Origin of the sequence: Streptomyces sp. NBC_00557 (genome assembly GCF_036345995.1) — a bacterium.
Classification (GTDB): domain Bacteria; phylum Actinomycetota; class Actinomycetes; order Streptomycetales; family Streptomycetaceae; genus Streptomyces.
Genome location: NZ_CP107796.1, coordinates 8,159,953 through 8,176,277, shown reverse-complemented (window position 1 = coordinate 8,176,277; position 16,325 = coordinate 8,159,953). Strand labels below are relative to the sequence as shown.

General features: G+C 69.1%; 11 protein-coding genes and 4 pseudogenes. 11 read left to right on the top strand and 4 right to left on the bottom strand.

The genetic code is table 11. The annotated features are described in order from the left end of the window. Positions 1 to 427 precede the first annotated feature (427 nt). From OG956_RS36415 to OG956_RS36405, 3 genes and pseudogenes are all read left to right on the top strand, one after another. On the top strand, positions 428 to 1,192 hold the full coding sequence (locus OG956_RS36415; RefSeq protein WP_330342289.1) for an LLM class flavin-dependent oxidoreductase: 765 nt from the start codon (positions 428 to 430) through the stop codon (positions 1,190 to 1,192). Beyond that, entirely contained in the window at positions 1,171 to 1,533 is a 363-nt protein-coding gene (locus tag OG956_RS36410) for a hypothetical protein (protein ID WP_330342288.1), read from the top strand. Before OG956_RS36415 ends, OG956_RS36410 begins: the two co-directional genes overlap by 22 nt. Continuing rightward, a pseudogene (locus OG956_RS36405) lies at positions 1,530 to 2,246 on the top strand (LLM class flavin-dependent oxidoreductase); the annotation flags it as partial. The gene OG956_RS36410 and the pseudogene OG956_RS36405, both read left to right, overlap by 4 nt. On the opposite strand, the pseudogene OG956_RS36400 reads toward OG956_RS36405, so the two are convergent. Further along, a pseudogene (locus OG956_RS36400) lies at positions 2,213 to 2,371 on the bottom strand (IS256 family transposase); the annotation flags it as partial. The pseudogenes OG956_RS36405 and OG956_RS36400 sit on opposite strands and share 34 nt — an antisense overlap. A 258-nt stretch (positions 2,372 to 2,629) precedes the next feature. Between OG956_RS36400 and OG956_RS36395 the strand changes: the two are divergent. Beyond that, positions 2,630 to 3,501 (top strand): annotated as a pseudogene (locus OG956_RS36395) (IS5 family transposase). On the opposite strand, the gene OG956_RS36390 reads toward OG956_RS36395, so the two are convergent. Both OG956_RS36390 and OG956_RS36385 read right to left on the bottom strand, forming a co-directional pair. After that, the gene (locus OG956_RS36390; RefSeq protein ID WP_330342287.1) at positions 3,461 to 4,003 is read right to left on the bottom strand and encodes a nuclear transport factor 2 family protein; all 543 of its coding nucleotides are present in this window, start codon (positions 4,001 to 4,003) and stop codon (positions 3,461 to 3,463) included. The pseudogene OG956_RS36395 and the gene OG956_RS36390 overlap by 41 nt on opposite strands. Positions 4,004 to 4,192: 189 nt before the next feature. Next, positions 4,193 to 5,017, bottom strand: a complete 825-nt coding sequence (locus OG956_RS36385; RefSeq protein ID WP_330342286.1) for an IS5 family transposase — start codon at positions 5,015 to 5,017, stop codon at positions 4,193 to 4,195. Positions 5,018 to 5,372: 355 nt separating this feature from the next. Between OG956_RS36385 and OG956_RS36380 the strand changes: the two genes are divergently transcribed. The 7 genes and pseudogenes from OG956_RS36380 to OG956_RS36350 all read left to right on the top strand — a co-directional run. Beyond that, complete coding sequence (locus tag OG956_RS36380) at positions 5,373 to 5,627, top strand: DUF6332 family protein (RefSeq protein WP_330342285.1); 255 nt, start codon at positions 5,373 to 5,375, stop codon at positions 5,625 to 5,627. A gap of 43 nt (positions 5,628 to 5,670) precedes the next feature. Then, positions 5,671 to 6,470 (top strand): IS5 family transposase gene (locus OG956_RS36375; RefSeq protein ID WP_443065705.1). Its coding sequence is split into 2 segments (ribosomal slippage): positions 5,671 to 6,006 and positions 6,009 to 6,470, totalling 798 coding nucleotides; the frame shifts between segments, so codons are not numbered across the junction. A gap of 87 nt (positions 6,471 to 6,557) precedes the next feature. Beyond that, on the top strand, positions 6,558 to 7,454 hold the full coding sequence (locus OG956_RS36370) for an IS5 family transposase (protein WP_330342284.1): 897 nt from the start codon (positions 6,558 to 6,560) through the stop codon (positions 7,452 to 7,454). Positions 7,455 to 8,352: 898 nt separating this feature from the next. Further along, complete coding sequence (locus OG956_RS36365) at positions 8,353 to 12,936, top strand: cation-translocating P-type ATPase (protein WP_330342283.1); 4,584 nt, start codon at positions 8,353 to 8,355, stop codon at positions 12,934 to 12,936. Positions 12,937 to 13,636: 700 nt separating this feature from the next. Continuing rightward, positions 13,637 to 14,176 carry a hypothetical protein gene (locus OG956_RS36360; protein ID WP_330342282.1) on the top strand — a complete coding sequence of 180 codons (540 nt, stop codon included), beginning with the start codon at positions 13,637 to 13,639 and terminating at the stop codon, positions 14,174 to 14,176. A gap of 482 nt (positions 14,177 to 14,658) precedes the next feature. Next, entirely contained in the window at positions 14,659 to 14,973 is a 315-nt protein-coding gene (locus OG956_RS36355; RefSeq protein ID WP_443065704.1) for a BON domain-containing protein, read from the top strand. A 499-nt stretch (positions 14,974 to 15,472) separates the two neighbouring features. After that, positions 15,473 to 15,619, top strand: a pseudogene (locus OG956_RS36350) (integrase); the annotation flags it as partial. A gap of 69 nt (positions 15,620 to 15,688) precedes the next feature. Here the strand turns inward: OG956_RS36350 and OG956_RS36345 are convergent. Further along, positions 15,689 to 16,282 carry an SMI1/KNR4 family protein gene (locus tag OG956_RS36345; protein ID WP_330342281.1) on the bottom strand — a complete coding sequence of 198 codons (594 nt, stop codon included), beginning with the start codon at positions 16,280 to 16,282 and terminating at the stop codon, positions 15,689 to 15,691. Positions 16,283 to 16,325: the final 43 nt, after the last annotated feature.

The window sequence follows — 16,325 nt, the reverse complement described above, 5'->3', positions numbered from 1 at the left end:
TCTTCGGGAGACGCTCACGCCACCTGTGCAGCGGCGCCCAGGCCGGGTCGGGATCGATGCGCAGCGGCTTGGTGGAGAGGGTGAGGGAGGAGCCGAGCCGGAAGGTGCGGTCTCGGTCTGGTGAGCGCTGGCGCACCGCGCTGAGGTGCCCCTCCGCCCTGTGCGACCTTGACACTCACCGGGGCGGGCGACGTACGTTGAATGGGAAATTTTCTGACGGGTGGAGGCTCTGATGCACGTGCTGGGCGCGGCACCGCACGGTGCGTGCACTGGTGCGCGGCTCATCACCCGGCGGCATGCCGACTACTGCCGTACCGCCTCCGCCGTCTGTCCTTCCGTACACGCCTGACCCCTGCCGGCCGTCCCGCCGGCCGTCTCGTCGTGGCCCTGTGGCCGCGAGTCCCCGTGTTTCCCGGAAGGAACCCCATTGACCGGCACTGCCCTGCACCTCGCCGTCGAGATCGACGGCGATGGTGCCCCACCCGCGGCCTGGCGCCGCGCCGCCCACTCCCCCGATCAGCTGCTCACCCCGCGCCGCGTGGCCCGGGTCGCCGCCATCGCCGAGAACGCCGGGTTCACGCTGATCACCCTGGATGACGGCGTGCTGCCGCCCGGAACTTCACCGAATCCGGTGGGCCGTGTCGGCGCGGTAGAGCGTGCGGCCTTCGTCGCCGCGTCCACGAGCACCATCGGAATCGCTCCCGTCGTCCCGGTCACGTACGCCGAACCGTTCCATGTCTCCAGCCAGTTGGCGTCCCTGGACCACATCTCCGGCGGTCGCGCCGGGTGGGTGGTGGCGGAGGAGGAGCGTCCCGAGGCGGCCCGTGCCTGGGGGCGGCCTCCGGTCGCCGACGCCGCCGCGCGGGCCCGGGAGTCCCGGGACGGCGTGGAGGTGGCTCGCGCCCTGTGGGACTCGTGGGAGGACGACGCGGTCATCCGGTCCGTGGCCACCAGCCGTTACCTCGACCGCGAGCGGCTGCACTACATCGACTTCACGGGCGAGACGTATGCCGTCAAGGGCCCGGCGATCGTGCCGCGTCCGCCTCAGGGGCAGCTTGTCGTCCTGGGCCGACCGGACCGGGTTCCCGCCGCACAGCTCGACGTCGCTCTCGTCGGGGGCGCGACCTCGCGTCGGTCGGCACGGCCGCGGCTGCCGCCGGTACGCCCCGCGTGTTCGCCGAGGTCGACGTAGCGCTGAACACGCCGGACGCCACGGCCGCCGAGCGTGTCGCCGACCTGGAACGGCACACGTCGTGGACCGACCGGGGGCTGCTGCGGCACGTCGGCTCGGCGGACCAACTGGTCGCGCTACTGATCGAGTTGAGCCGCCACGTCGACGGCGTACGGCTGCATCCGCTGGTACTGGACGAGGACCTGCCCGTCCTCTCCCGACTCGTGCTGCCGGCCCTGTCCGAGCGGCGCCTCGTCGCCCGCCCGCTGCCCGGTACGTCCCTGCGCTCGACCCTCGGTCTGGAGCGCCCTGTCAATCGCTTCGCCGCCGCTGCCGTGGCCGCCCAGGAGGACGCCCGATGAGCCGCACCGATCCCCTCGACGTCCCCCGGCCGCACGGCCAGCTGCACTTCGGGGTGTTCTTCCAGGGCGTCAACCACTGGACCATCTGGTCCGCCCCCGACAGCGGCTCCCAGATCGACCCGGCCTCCTTCCGCCGGGTCGCCCAGACCGCCGAACGGGGCCTGTTCGACGCGTTCTTCCTCGGCGAGGGGCTGCGGCTGCGCGAGGTCGACGGCGGGATCCACGATCTGGACGTGGCGGGGCGGCCGGACGCGATCACCCAGCTCGCGGCACTGGCCGCGCTCACCCGCCACATCGGCCTGGTCTCCACCTCCAACTCCACTTTCAACGAGCCCGCCGACCTCGCCCGCCGCCTCTCCGGCCTCGACCTGCTCTCCGCGGGCCGCGCCGGCTGGAACGTGGTGACCACGGACAACGCCTGGACCGGCGCGAACTTCCGCCGCGGCGGCTACCTCGACCACGCCGACCGCTACCGGCGCGCCGAGGAGTTCCTCACCGTGGCCCGCGCGTTGTGGGACGGCTGGGAGGACGGAGCGATCGCCGGCTCCGCCGGTGCACGGGAATGGTCGGTGCCCGGTGCCGTACATCGCGTACGCCACCGGGGGCCGCAGTTCGACGTCGACCTCGTCCCGACCCTGCCGCGCAGCGCCCAGGGGCACCCCGTGATCTTCCAGGCCGGTGACTCCGGCGAGGGACGCGACTTCGCGGCCCGCAAGCCGAGCGCGCCGTCGCCGACGGCCAGGACCGGGGCCCGCATGCCCCTGCGTGCGCAGTCCCGAAGTAGGCCCGCCCACGCCTCGGATGACTCGCGGTAGCCGTCCATCGCGATCAGTTTCTTAGTGAGCGTTTGGTTAGCTTATCGAATGGTCCATGCCGATTTTCGGCGTCCAAACCGAGCGCGCAACCAAACGATCCGCCGGAAAAGGGGCTTCTGTCGCAATCAGTAGACCCAGTTATACGCCGGTTTCCTTATGAGAACTCCCGTCTCGTTTAGAAATCTACCGGTTCACAAGGAATCGAGAACACACGCCCCGCTGCAACCGACACCCCCGCACACACCCTGCTCAGGCCGGCCACCACCGAATACCCAGGCATCATGCGGCCTTCACGGCCCTACCCCAGCGACCTGTCCGACGCCGCTGGGAACTCATCCGCCCCACCCTCGAAGCCTGGCGCCAGGCCCGCAACGGCATCCGCAAGCCCACCCACGACCTGCGCGCCCTGATGAACGCCATCCTCTACGTTGACCGCACCGGCATCCCCTGGCGCTACCTCCCCCACGACTTCCCGCCCCACCAGACCGTCTACGGCTACTTCGCCCACTGGGAAGCCGACGGCATCTTCGACCAGCTCACCGGCCTGTTACGCGGCAAAGTCCGCCAGGCCGAAGGCCGCACCAGCGCGCCCAGCGCCTGCCTGATCGACAGCCAGAGCATCAAAACCTCCGCCACCGTCCACCTGACCAGCCAAGGCGTCGACCCGGCCAAGAAAATCATCGGCCGCAAACGGCACATCGTCACCGACACCCTCGGCCTCCTGCTGGCAGTGGCGTCACCGCCGCCAGCGTCCACGACTCCGCCGCCGGCGCCCAACTCCTGACCCAAGTCCGCGAGCGCACCCCACCATCACCAAAGCCTGGGCCGACAACGGCTACAAGACCAAAGCCGTGGAACAAGCCCCCACCTCGGCATCGACCTCGAAATCGTCCAACGCGACCCCGCCGTCCGCGGCTTCCACGTCCAGCCTCGCCGCTGAGTCGTCGAACGCACCCTCGGCTGGCTCATGCACCACCGCCGCCTCGCCCGCGACTACGAAACCCACCCCCACCGATCAGCAGCCGTGACCCAACTAGGAGCTGTTCTGAATTCAGATCACTGGTGGGTTGCTTCGGCTCCCGGGAGGCTTCCGGCTTCGAGGGGATTGACCTTCACGGTTCGACATCGAGGCGGGGCGACGTCAGCTGGTTGAGGGGGACCCTGCCGTCCAGTACGTCCAACGGTGTGGTGACCACGGGCAGGCGCCGGACGATGTCGTCGTTCAGCAACCGCGTCTGCGCGAGCACTGCCGTTTGATCCCAGTAGATGCGCTCGCTCCGCACACGCGGGCCTCGGAAGTCCACGACGGCGATGACGGGTATACGGACCTGCTGCCCGGTGGGTGCCGATCCAGGCAGAATCCAGGGCACCTCGATGTCGTGGGTGAACGACACGATCATTTCGTCCACGAGGCTGTCGTCTCCCACCGTGCGGGATATCGAACGCACAGTGAAATCGTCCGGGTTCCGTCCAATGAACCAGCGTGCGTAGAAGTCCTTGACGCCGTCGTACCCACTACCGCCCATGGCGGTCGGCACATGGACGACGATGGGGTCGTCGTCCATCGTGGCCATCGTAGCCTCCACGTCCTGCGCCACGAACTCGCCGGCGGTGTGGGCTTCCCAGATACGCTCCATCGTTGCGCGATCAGCCATGCCCGCTCCTGACAGTAGGCGTCTCGGCTGTGCGGGTGTCTCGGGTCTCGGGACAGCCATACACCGCTGCCCATTGCGCCGCATCCCCTTCTGGAAGCGAGGAAGACAACGCAGATTCAGGATAGGCAGGTGTGGGTCCGCGCGCACTCTTAGTGAGCGTTTGGTTCTCGGTTGTCTGTTTCATTTGGCTTAGCTGTCACGCCAGTTGGTGGTGGCTTCGTCGGTGAGGCGGCGGGTCATGAGGTTGATGGCGGCGAGTTGGATCATGGCTGCTGATCGGTGAGGGTGGGTTTCGTAGTCGCGGGCCAGGCGGCGGTGGTGCATGAGCCAGCCGAGGGTGCGTTCGATGACCCAGCGGCGAGGCTGGACGTGGAAGCCGCGGGTGGTGGGGTCGCGTTGGACGATTTCGAGATCGATGCCGAGGTGGGCGGCTTGTTCCACGGCTTTGGTCTTGTAGCCGTTGTCGGCCCAGGCCTTGGTGATGGTGGGGTGGCGCTCGCGGACTTGGGTCAGGAGTTGGGTGCCGGCGGCGGAGTCGTGGACGCTGGCGGCGGTGACGGCCACGGCCAGCAGGAGGCCGAGCGTGTCGGTGACGATGTGCCGTTTGCGGCCGATGATTTTCTTGGCCGGGTCGATGCCTTGGCTGGTCAGGTGGACGGTGGCGGAGGTTTTGATGCTCTGGCTGTCGATCAGGCAGGCGCTGGGCTCGCTGGTGCGGCCTTCGGCCTGGCGGACTTTGCCGCGTAACAGGCCGGTGAGCTGGTCGAAGATGCCGTCGGCTTCCCAGTGGGCGAAGTAGCCGTAGACGGTCTGGTGGGGCGGGAAGTCGTGGGGCAGGTAGCGCCAGGGGATGCCGGTGCGGTCGACGTAGAGGATGGCGTTCATTAGGGCGCGCAGGTCGTGGGTGGGCTTGCGGATGCCGTTGCGGGCCTGACGCCAGGCTTCGAGGGTGGGGCGGATGAGTTCCCAGCGGGCGTCGGACAGGTCGCTGGGGTAGGGCCGTGAGGGCTGCATGATGCCTGCGTATTGGGTGGTGGCTGGCCTGAGCAGGGCGTGTGCGGGGGTGTCGGTTGCACCGGGGCGTGCGTTCTCCATCCGGTGTGAACCGGTGGGTTTCTAAACGAGACGGGAGTTCTCGCAAGGAAACCGGCGTATAACTGGTCTACTGATTGCGGCAGAAGCCCCTTTTCCGACGGATCGCTTGGTTGCGTGCACGGTGTGGTCGCCGAGAATCGCCATGAACCATTCGATAATCGAACCAAACGCTCACTTAGAGGTCATCTCAATTGGCAAGTGGGCCTCAGCAGGTGAGAGTCAGGTGCTGTTCGGCCCAGGCGCCATGGCTTGACCGTGATGTGAGACTTGCAGCATGGACATGGGGCGTGAGTCACGCTGGGAAAAGGACGCAATGACGGTAGAGATCGTTTTCGCCCTGGTGACTGCCGTCGCGCTGGCTGCGGCGGTCTTCGTCGTCGCTCTGGCTCTCGCACTAGCCTTTGGCATCTCTGGTTCAGCGGAGAAGGGTGTGTTGGTGGGGGGTGCGCTGCTCGGAGCGGCGGCCGGAGTGTGGCGTCTGGTACGAGTGCTGCGTCGGTTCGACGCCCAACGCCGAAGAGGCCACTGACTGCGGGCCTTCTCCTCCAGGTCGGTAGCCTGCCGACGTGGGGATCGTTGAGCGGCTGGTGCCGAATGAGTTGTGGAAGTTGTTCCAGCGGGTGGTTCCGGAGGCGCCGTCGCGGCCGCAGGGTGGCGGCCGGCGCCGCCACGGTGACCGGGAGGTCCTGGCCGCGATCGTGTTCGTGGCCACGTCGGGCTGCACGTGGCAGCAGTTGCCGTCCGCGTCGTTCGGGCCCTCGGGAGCGACGGCTCACCGGCGATTCGCCGAGTGGTCGAAGGCCCGGGTATGGGCGAAGCTGCACCGCCTGGTGCTCGACGAGCTCGGCTCTCGCGGAGAGCTGGACTGGTCGCGCTGCGCGATCGACTCCGTGAACATGCGGGCCCTGAAAAGGGGGAACTGACGGGTCCGAATCCTGTCGACCGCGGCAAGTACGGCTCGAAGATCCACTTGATCACCGAGCGCACCGGACTGCCCCTTTCTGTGGGGATCTCCGGCGCGAACCTGCACGACAGCCAGGCACTCGAACCGCTCGTGCGGGGAATCCCGCCCATCCGCTCCCGTCGCGGACCGCGCCGGCGACGTCCGGCCAAGCTGCACGCCGACAAGGGCTACGACTACAACCACCTGCGCCGATGGTTACGCACACGCGGCATCCGGCACCGCATCGCCCGTAAAGGCATCGAGTCTTCCGAGCGACTCGGCCGTCACCGCTGGACGATCGAACGAACCATGGCCTGGCTCGCCGGATACCGCCGACTGCACCGCCGCTACGAACGCAAAGCCAGCCACTTCCTGGCTTTCACCAGCATCGCCTGCACCCTCATCTGCTACCGCAGACTCACCAATTGAGATGACTTCTTAGGCGTTTACCGAGTTCGGATCACGAGTCTGGACGTTCTGCTGCCGTGGCTGGATCCGGGGCGGTACACAGGCGGGATGGCTCGGGGTGATCTCACGGACGACGAGTGGGCGGTGATTGAGCCGTTGCTGCCGCTGGGCGAGCGCGGTCCTATTCCTGGCCTGCGGCGACTGGTGAACGGCGTGATGTGGCGGTTCCGTACGGGCAGTCCGTGCCGGGACATGCCCCCGTACGGGTCCTGGTCCACCGACTACGGGCGGTTCCACCTGTGGGCGGGTGCGGGGGTCTTCCAGGCGCTGATGGAAGCGGCGATCGTTGAGGCCGCCGCCCGGGGGCAGGCGGAGCTCGGGCTGGTGAGCGTGGACTCCACGTCTGCCCGGGCCCACCACCGCGCCGCCGGGATGATGCTGGACCCGGAACTGCTGGAGACGCTGGAGAAGGCCGTCGCCGAGGGAAAGGGGCTTCTCCGTCTCCGCCCTGCCAAACTGGGCCGTTCCCGTGGCGGGTTGACCAGCAAGGTGCACCTGTCGGCGGACCGCCGCTGCCGTCCGCCGTCCTTCGTTCTCACGCCCGGCCAGGCTGCCGACAGTCCCCGTTTCACCGCCGTTCTGGAACGCATCAAGGTGCGCGGGCCGGTGGGCCGCTCCCGCACCCGCCCCGACGCGGTCGCCGCGGACAAGACGTACTCGTCTCGCGCCAACCGCGCCTACCTGCGCCGACGCAAGATCCGGGCAGTGATCCCGGAGAAGACCGACCAGGCCGCCAACCGCAAGAAACGCGGCTCACGTGGCGGACGCCCCGTCAGCCACGATGCGGCCTCGTACAAGGAGCGCAACAGGGCCGAACGCTGCATCAACAAGATCAAGGAATGGCGCGGGCTCGCCACCCGCCACGACAAGACCCCGGCCGGCTACCTGGCCGGACTCCACTTACGCGGAGCCGTCATCTGGCTCCGCAGCCTCCAGCCCGTCTAAAGATCTGAACTCGGCACACGCCCTAGCCGCCATCAGCCTCATGACCCGCCGCCTCACCCACGAAGCCACCCTCAACTGGCGTGCCAGCTAAGCCAAATGAAACAGACAATCGAGAACCAGACGCTCACTTACAGCCCCCGCCATCACCACGATGCCGAGGATCGTCCCGAGAGGCCGGCGGGAGCCGTTGGCGTTCGCTTCAGCGGCTCGTGGCGGCTTCGGATTTGGAGGCTGCGGGTTCGTCGAGCCTGACGGTGTGCGCGGGCGCCTGCTGCGCTGACGGGGGCGGAAGGGCTCCCCCTTGGCGAAGTACGGCGTAACCGATGCCGATTCCGGCAGCAACAGGCCACTCGAGCACGCCCGCAAGGGCGAGGGCGCCGAGGCCGGCGTACAGAGGGAGTCCGCCTTTGGCGGGCAGGATGCGCTGGGCGGCGGCGACAGGAAGAGCGACTGCCTTCCGTGCGGCGTGGGCGACGCTGTCGAGCGGGATGGTGATGGTGTGCCCTTCGTGTTCGCGCGCCTCCTGCTGGGGTGTTCCGCCTGTAGCAGCGGTGTTCCCTGCGGCGGGGCTCTGAGTCGTCGCTTGGCCCATGTCATCACTCCGATGCTCTCGTTGATTTTCCTACGTTATGCCGGATTCCTATAGATTTCAGGTCAACGTTCGCCTGCTGGGATCGGCGGCCACGGTGGCTGGGGACAGCGCACTCCGGGGCGCCGGCTGAGTGAGGGAGTCACGCCGGTGTTCCGAAGCCGTGGGGTGATGTCGCTGGGCCGTTGGTTCGTGGCGGAGGCGCCTGCGGCGGTGACTGCGTCTGCCGGGGTGCTCACCTCGTATGCCGGCTGTGCGCCGGTCGGGGTGTCGCGGGTACGAGAGCGAGGGCGGCAGACAGCCGCGTGGGTGGGCAACGCCGTCCTGGGCGAGGTGGTCAGGGCAGCGGAAGTGCTGCGGGATGCGGGTCCGGCCAGACTCCGCAGGACGGTGTGGTCGCGGCCGGGCAGGGCGCACATCGAGGTGCGGGGCCTGCTGGGTGGGACGAAACAGCGGGAGCGGCTGGCTCGAGGGCTGGAGTCGGCGCTGGCCGAGCTCTCGGGGGTGCGCTGGGCGCGGGTGAACGCGGCGCTGGGCCATGTGGTGGTCGACGCGACCGAGGACGGGTTCGATCTCCCAGGACTGCTCGATGTGGTGTGTGCGGTGGAGCAGGCACACGGTGTCGCGAAGCAGCCGTTCACGCGGGATCGGCCGAATGCGGCATTTGATGACGTCCCGGAGATGTTGGCCAAGGTGGCTCTGGTCTCCGACTGCGTGGGACTGGTCGGCACCTTGATGGGCTGGACGGCCTCGATCGCTTGGTTGCCAGGGGCTGTACGGGTGCCGCTCATCGTGGCCGACACCCAGCCGCAGGTGCGTCGGTGGCTCGTCCGACGGGTGGGCCATGCCCATGCGGACGCGTTCTTGGCCGCCGCCGGGGCGCTGGTGTACTCCATCACCGGTGGGATGACGCCGCTGGTGCTGGACGCGCTCCAGCAGTGGTTCAAGCTCGGTGAGGCGCGCAGCAGACAGGCGGTGTGGGAACGCCGAGAGGACGAGTTCGTGGCCGACGGCACCGGTCTTCCGCCGCAGACGGCCGAGCCCCTGCCTCGGCCGGGGGCGATGCCGGCGGGGCCTGTGGAGAAGTGCGCGGAGCAGACGTCGCTCGCCGCCCTGCTGGGTGCGGCCGGGGTGGCCGCCTGGACCCGGAATGCGGAACAGGCAGGTCGGGCACTTCTGGCGACGGTGCCCAAGGCCGCCGGGGCGGGGCGTGAGGCGTTCTGCTCGGTGCTGGGTCGTGACCTCGCGCAGACGGGGGTGGTGCCGATGAATCCGGCGGCGCTGCGCCGGCTGGACCGGGTATCCGCGGTCGTCATCGATTCCCCGGCCTTGTGCGTTCCCCGTGTGCGGTTGCTGTCGGTGGCAGCCGGCAGGAAGCAGGACGAGGCAGAGTTGTGGCAGGCGGCGCAGAAGGTGCTGACCGGTCTGACGCTGAAGGACATGGCCGATCCGGGGCCATGGGCAGCGGGCGGCTGGCGGCTGACGCGTGGGCCGGACTCCCTGGACCAGCGTCCTGACGCTGAGTCCGGTCTGCATCTCGAGGTGCATGACATGGATGGTCGGGGGCTGGGGCGGATCGTGGTGGGATGTGATCTCGATCCGCTGGCCGACGCCGTGATCGCCGCAGCGCGCGCCGGTGACCGCCGCCTGGAGATGACCCGGCACTCCAGCGTGGCGGAGTTGCTGCGGTGGGCCGATTACGCTGTGCCCCCGTCCACGACGCTGGCCGATCGGGTACGGGCCCTTCAGCAGGACGGCCACGTGGTCGCGCTGATCACCTGCCACGACGGCGAAGCGCTCGCGGCCGCTGATGTGGGAGTGGCTCTTCTGCTTCCGGCGGCGTTCCCAGGGCCGGCTCCTGCGGCGCTGTGGTCGGCGGATCTCGTGTGCGGCCCCGGACTGGAGCACGTGTGGCGCGTGCTGTCCGCCGTGGATGCAGCGCACCAGGTCAGCGTGGCCTCGGCGCGTCTGTCCATGGGTGGGTCCGCGCTCGGGGCGTTGATCGCAGCGGCCGGTGCCCGGCGCCGTATGTGGGGTTTGACGATGTCGCCCGTTCACTGCGCCATGTTCCTGGCTCAAGTCGGCGGCGTCCGGGCGGCCAGGCGCCTGGCCCGGCGACCCTGCCCTTCCGGTCATGTCCGGGGCGCCTGGCACGCCATGGACGCGGACGACGCCTTCCAGTTGCTGCGCCCGCTTCGCCATCGCGCCGACACGGCGCTCGCAACGTCTGATGGGGCTGCGCCGACAACACTCGGCCGGACGCGGCGCCAACTGGGCAGAGCCACCACTTCGGTGGTGAAGTCCTTGGGTCTGACCGCGCAGGCCCAGCATGCCGGTGAGCTGTTCGGCGCGGTGTGCGAGGAACTGCGTGACCCGCTGACCCCGGTGCTGGCTCTCGGTGCAGCGGCGTCCGCGGCCGTCGGATCGAACATCGACTCGCTGCTGGTGGGCGGGGTGATGGCCGGCAACGCCGTGATCAGCGGCACCCAGCGGATGCGAGCCGAACAGGCGCTGAAGGCCCTGCTGACGCACGAGAGCATCACCGCCCACCGCCTGCGCCGGGCGCTGGACAGCCCCGGCCAGGACTTCCACGTGCTGCTGGAGACGGCCGACTTCGATCCCGTCGACGCCAGTGACCTTCAGGTGGGCGACGTCATCGCGCTCCACCCCTCGGAGGTGGTGCCCGCGGACGCCCGACTGCTGGCCTGCGACGGTCTCGAAGTCGACGAGGCGGCACTTACCGGGGAGCCCGTTCCCGTGGCGAAGCACCCCAGGGCCATCCCGGGGGCGGACCTGGCAGAACGGTCCTGCATGGTCTACCAGGGATGCACCGTGCTCGCGGGCACCGGCATGGCCATCGTCGTCGCGACCGGCGGACAGACCGAGGCAGGCCGCGCCGGCGACCTGGCCGGCAACGCCATCAGTGCATCCGGCATCGAGGGACAGCTCGCCGCGCTGACCCGGGCAGCCCTGCCCGTGGTCGGCATCGGAGGCGCAGCGGTCACCACCCTGGGGCTCCTGCGGGGCCTGCCCGTACGCCAGGCCCTGGCTTCCGGTGTCGCCGTCGCGGTGGCTGCCGTCCCCGAAGGCCTTCCACTGGTTGCCACCGTCGCTCAGTCGGCGGCCGCACGACGGTTGTCCCGCTACGGCATCCTGCCCCGCTCCGCACGCACGCTGGAAGCTCTGGGACGCGTCGACGTCATCTGCTTCGACAAGACCGGCACCCTCACCGAAGGCCGCCTGACCCTGACCCGTCTTGCCTCCGCCGAGGAGATCCTTCCCCCCGACGCGGAGGAGGCACGCCGCCTGCTGCGCACCGCAGCCCGCGCCTGCCCGGCCGCCGACGCGCCCGTGGCCCACGCCACCGACCGTGCCGTACTGGAAGCCGCCGAGAAACACGAGGTCCGAGACCCCGACTGGGCGCGGGTGGCGGAACTGCCTTTCGAGGCCAGCCGCGGATACTCGGCCTCCGTGGGAACCGACGCCGGCCGCCCGGCCCTCGCCGTCAAGGGAGCACCCGAGGTCGTCCTCCAGCGGTGCACCACCGCCCTCGAGTCTGTCACCGGCTCCGGGGAGGACCCGGACGACGAAGCCGGCAGTGGCCATCGTCTGGTTCCACTCGATGATCGACGGCTGGCGGCCGCTCACCGCATGATGCGACAGCTCGCCGACCAAGGCCTGCGTGTCCTTGCAGTCGCTCAGGCCGCCGTACCCCCGGTGGGGCCGTCCACCGACGATCCGGGGCAGGCCGCTGCACAGGCGGGCAACACCCTGCGAGCCGACATGCTGGACCATCTGGTCCACGATCTGACGCTGCTGGGATTCCTGGCCATCGCCGACGCCCCTCGCCGCACGGCTGCCGACGCGGTGAAGCGACTCACCGACGCGGGTGTACGCATCGTCATGATCACCGGGGACCATCCCGCCACCGCCGCCGCCATCGCCGGCGACCTGGGCATCCCCCGCACCCGGACCATCGTCACCGGTGCCGACATCGACTCCCTCACGACGTCCGACTGCACGACAGCCATCGAGGGAGCCGGCCTCTTCGCCCGCGTCTCACCCGAGCACAAGGTCCGTATCGTCCGAGCACTGCAGCAGGCCGGACATGTCGTTGCCATGACCGGCGACGGCGTCAACGACGCGGCCGCCATCCGTCTCGCAGACATCGGCATCGGCATCGGCACGCACGGCTCGACTGCCGCGCGCGCCGCCGCCGACCTCGTCCTGACCGAGCCGGACCTCACGCGCATCCTCGACGCCCTGCACGAAGGCCGCGCCCTGTGGGCCAGCATCCGCGACGCCGTCGCCATCCTCGTCGGCGGCAATGCCGGCGAAGTCGCCTTCACCATCCTCGGCACCGCACTCGCCGGCCGGGCCCCCCTCGGCACCCGCCAACTCCTGCTGGTCAATCTGCTCACCGACATGCTCCCGGCCCTGGCCGTCGCCCTCGCCCACCGCACCAGAGCCACGCACACCGCCATGGACCGGCCCGCCCCCGCGCCCATGGGGCCTGCCCTCGCGCGTCTGCTGGCCATTCGGGGCACCGCCACGGCCCTGGCCGCGGCCCTCGCATGGCAGACCGGCCGGTTCACCGGCCGTGCCCGCCGAGCCGACACCATGGGACTGGCAGCCCTGATCACCGCGCAGCTGGGCCAGACCCTCATCACCGACTGGCGCAGCCCCCTCGTCCTGGCCACCACCGGCATCTCGACGACAGCCCTCCTCACTGCCGTGCAGACCCCTGGGCTGAGCCAGTTCTTCGGCTGCACACCTCTGGGGCCCATTGCCTGGGCCACCGTCGCCGCCAGCGCGACCACCGCCACCTTCGGCGCCGCCCTCGCCCCCCGGCTGTTCACCACCGACCCACCATCGCCCACTCCCGCCGCATGACGCACGCGGCACCACCAGGGCCCTGGCCGCCGGCCATCGGGGCCCTACCAGCGCGTTTCACTCCAGGGCAGACCGCTGCCCGAGCCGGCTGTCGCCGTCCGGGCAACTCAGGCCACCTTCCGTTCACCATCTGTTGTCCAAGGTGAGGGGTAGGAGCCATTGACGCGCCTCAAGAAGGGACTGTCCTGAGCAAAACTGGCAAAACAAGCCAACCTCATGGCTTTGACCGGCTCAAGGACACCGCCGTGCCCCTCACCCTCGTCATCAGATTGCCCCGCACCACACTGGTTCCACAGATGCAGTCGCTTGTCCGTACCCTCACCCCCCTTGCCGGACCTCTCCTCGGCATGGCAATCGACGCCAGCGGCCTGGGACTCCCCGCCCGCCTACTCCTGCACGCCGCGCTGCACACCGCCCAGCAGCAAGGGAACCTGAACAGCGGACAAACCGAACCTGCCCCGTCGGTCGCCGCGGCGGCTTCTCCTCAGCCCGTCGGGAACGCACACAGCCGGATTCGGACGCATACAGCCGCGTAGGGCGAACATCTCCGTCACCGCAGCGCGACCGCTGGCCGCGAAAGGTGAGCGATGCGAAACAGGGCACTCGGGACACCCGGCCACTACCCCCACACGGCTTGACGGCGTGACATCGGGGAACTCCGAAACTGGCAACTCTGCTAGACGCGCGGAGGGAGTTCGATATGAGCCAGGTCCAAGCGGGTTCATCGGATCTTCGTCAGCCATGGCAGGCCGTCGGCTCGATGCTCAGCCGCTTGCCCGGAGTGAAGCAGGTGAGCAAGGCCGCCGACAGCGCACTGGACTGGATCGGAGCCATCTCTCCGCGCGGCCGCCGGATGGCGGTCTACACCGGGGCCGGGGTGCTCGGCGTCGCCGGGGTGGTGGAATGGCCCCTGGCAGCCACCGGTGCGGCTGTCGCATGGCTCACCCAACCGCGTCCCCCAGGAGACGCACGCGTCGACACAGCAGAGGACGACGCGATCCCAAGCCCGCAGGGCGACATGGCGGAAACCGGGGCGCGGCCCGCGATGGCGGACCGCGGCACCGCCCCCTCGGAAGCCACCGGCACGGAGCGCTATGGTCCCGGCGACCGACTGGCACCGTCCCATTTTCACCATGATCATCCCGGACGCCACACTCACGAACAACCCGCGAAGGTCGGTGACCCCGTCACGGCATCCGCGCTCAAGCAGGTCGCGAAAGCCTCCGAGCACCACACCTGACCACGCGGTTTCCGAAGAGTGTCCCTGCGGGCCAGGTCGAGGATCGCTGCCCGCCAGGCCCTGCGGGCCGGCCGATCCGCCCGGCTGACGCCTGGCGTGTCGGTAGCCGGCTCGCGCCCTGGTTCGCGATCTGGATTCCTTCTAACCTGGAATTGATCCGTCACTGGGCGATGCAGGACCGTGACTCCTGCAGACCACACGCCGTGATCGTCGGCCCAGCCGATCTTCCGGTCAGCCTGTTCATGGGTGAGCCAGACCGCCAGGCCGCCCTGGCGACCGCCCGAGCCGACCCCGGCTTCGACCCGATGGTGCCCGCGTCAGTTGGTCGGATGAAACCGCAGTGCCCGGCAAAGCCCGTCTATGGCCCTGCGGCACGTCAAACGGCTACCCGTGGTGAGCTCCGGGGGCGTCCCTGAAGGCGTGGTCAGCCGCGGGGACCTGCGAAGGTCTTCCTTCGTCCGGACGACGAACTCGCTGACGAGATCCGTCGTGACATCGTCGACGTCCTCTTCCCTGCGCCGATCGAGCCCATACACGTGACGGTCACCGAGGGCGTCGCGACCCTGACCGGGCGTGTCGGGGAATCCGCTCGGGTCGACGTTGCCATGCGCCTGGTCCGGGGCGTGGAAGGCGTCGTGGGTGTGGACTGCCGTCTCACCGCCGCGACACGGCATGACCCGCCGCCGGCAGTTTATGAACGAACGCTCGGTGGCATTCGCAGTCAGCGACAGCCGTCGACGCCACCCCTTGCCCCCGTTCGGATTCCGCCACTCGGGCCGATCCGCTTCCATTCCTGATCCCATTCGGCCAGGCGGCGCCGCAGGAACCGTTCAGGATCAGCCGGCCTCCGGCGCGGCCCAGACCGCCACACCGGCGAGCGGTGCCACGAGAGCACCGGTCAAAGCCACGGGGAGCGTCGCCCCTGCGCCACTGGGCGGCGAAGAGACGATCCGCCCGGTGCGGTCCGTCCAGACGGTGAACCTGCTGTCCGCAGGGGCCGCCCGGAAAGATCTTCGCAAGCCTCGTGGGCACCGAGCCGTCCCTGACGATCCAGCGCACGGTGGCCCAGACCTGGCCGTCGTCGTTGCCGGAGCCCGCGGGCGCTCCGGCAGCTTCCCGCCCGGGAGCCGCGAGGCGTGGATCGCGGAGGCCCCGGAGGAGCCGGGCCGCACCGGCTTCGTACCCGGACTACTGGAGCGAGAGCGGGCGCAGGAGGGTGACCCGGCGCTACCACCAGGCCCTCGGCGGCCAGTCCGCCCCCTGCACCTGGCCAACTGGAACCATCGCAGTCATCCCGCGCAGATCCGGGTCCTGCACCGCTACCTGCGCTGGCGGAACGCCAACGGCCGCCGCCCCGACGTGCTCGCCGCCCAGCGCAAGGAACGCGCCCGCATCCGCAGCGAGAAGGGCATCCGCTGGGGCGGACGCCCCCTCGCAGCCTGACTGCCCAGTGATCATTGCTGGTGAGAGCGATTGGCCGCCGCCCGCCGCCCTGTCAGGCCCCTGAAGCTGCTAATACCAGCGTTCGCCCGTGGTGGGGTCCAGGTCCGCCTCCAAGCGACGCTTCTGCTCACGCCAGTTGACGAAAGTGTGCTCCTTTGGAAGGACGACACTGATCGTCTCCTCCTGGAATTCATCATCGGTGAGCAGTCTGCGCAGGAACTCCGCCATCCCGAAAGGATGGACCTGGAAGGTGGGATTCGTGTGCCGACCGCATACGAGCACGGGCCATCGGTCGGGATCGTCGGCAGTGGTCAGCCAGCAGTAGATGTCTGCGCCGCTCGTGACACCCCACGCCACGATGGAATCGGGGTCCACGTCCAGGGCCGCTCTACCACCGAGCATTTCCCATGTGCCGCGGGCGTTGGCTGTCTCCTGCCGCAGGCCGGACCCGTCCGAATAAGCGTCGGATCGCGGAACGGGCAACAGTATTCCAACTTCCCTGCTGACGCTGCCTGCCCCGTACGCCTCCATGAAGGCGACATAGTCCGCCGGAAACCCGCTCCCCCAGATCTCCTCGACCGCACTCCAGTCGATCCGCTCATCCACGCCGTGCGTCGTTGGTAAAACTTTCGCGAGCGCTGTCACCTGGGAATTTTCGCCCACTGTCACTCCTTCACCTGCCTCTTCGAGGAGCCACAACTTATGT

What these genes read in the sequence shown, in the direction of transcription:
- OG956_RS36390 (WP_330342287.1), bottom strand. Translation starts at nt 4,003, where the DNA reads ATGGCTGATCGCGCAACGATGGAGCGTATCTGGGAAGCCCACACCGCC.
- OG956_RS36385 (WP_330342286.1), bottom strand. Translation starts at nt 5,017, where the DNA reads ATGCAGCCCTCACGGCCCTACCCCAGCGACCTGTCCGACGCCCGCTGG.
- OG956_RS36380 (WP_330342285.1), top strand. Translation starts at nt 5,373, where the DNA reads ATGGACATGGGGCGTGAGTCACGCTGGGAAAAGGACGCAATGACGGTA.
- OG956_RS36370 (WP_330342284.1), top strand. Translation starts at nt 6,558, where the DNA reads ATGGCTCGGGGTGATCTCACGGACGACGAGTGGGCGGTGATTGAGCCG.
- OG956_RS36360 (WP_330342282.1), top strand. Translation starts at nt 13,637, where the DNA reads ATGAGCCAGGTCCAAGCGGGTTCATCGGATCTTCGTCAGCCATGGCAG.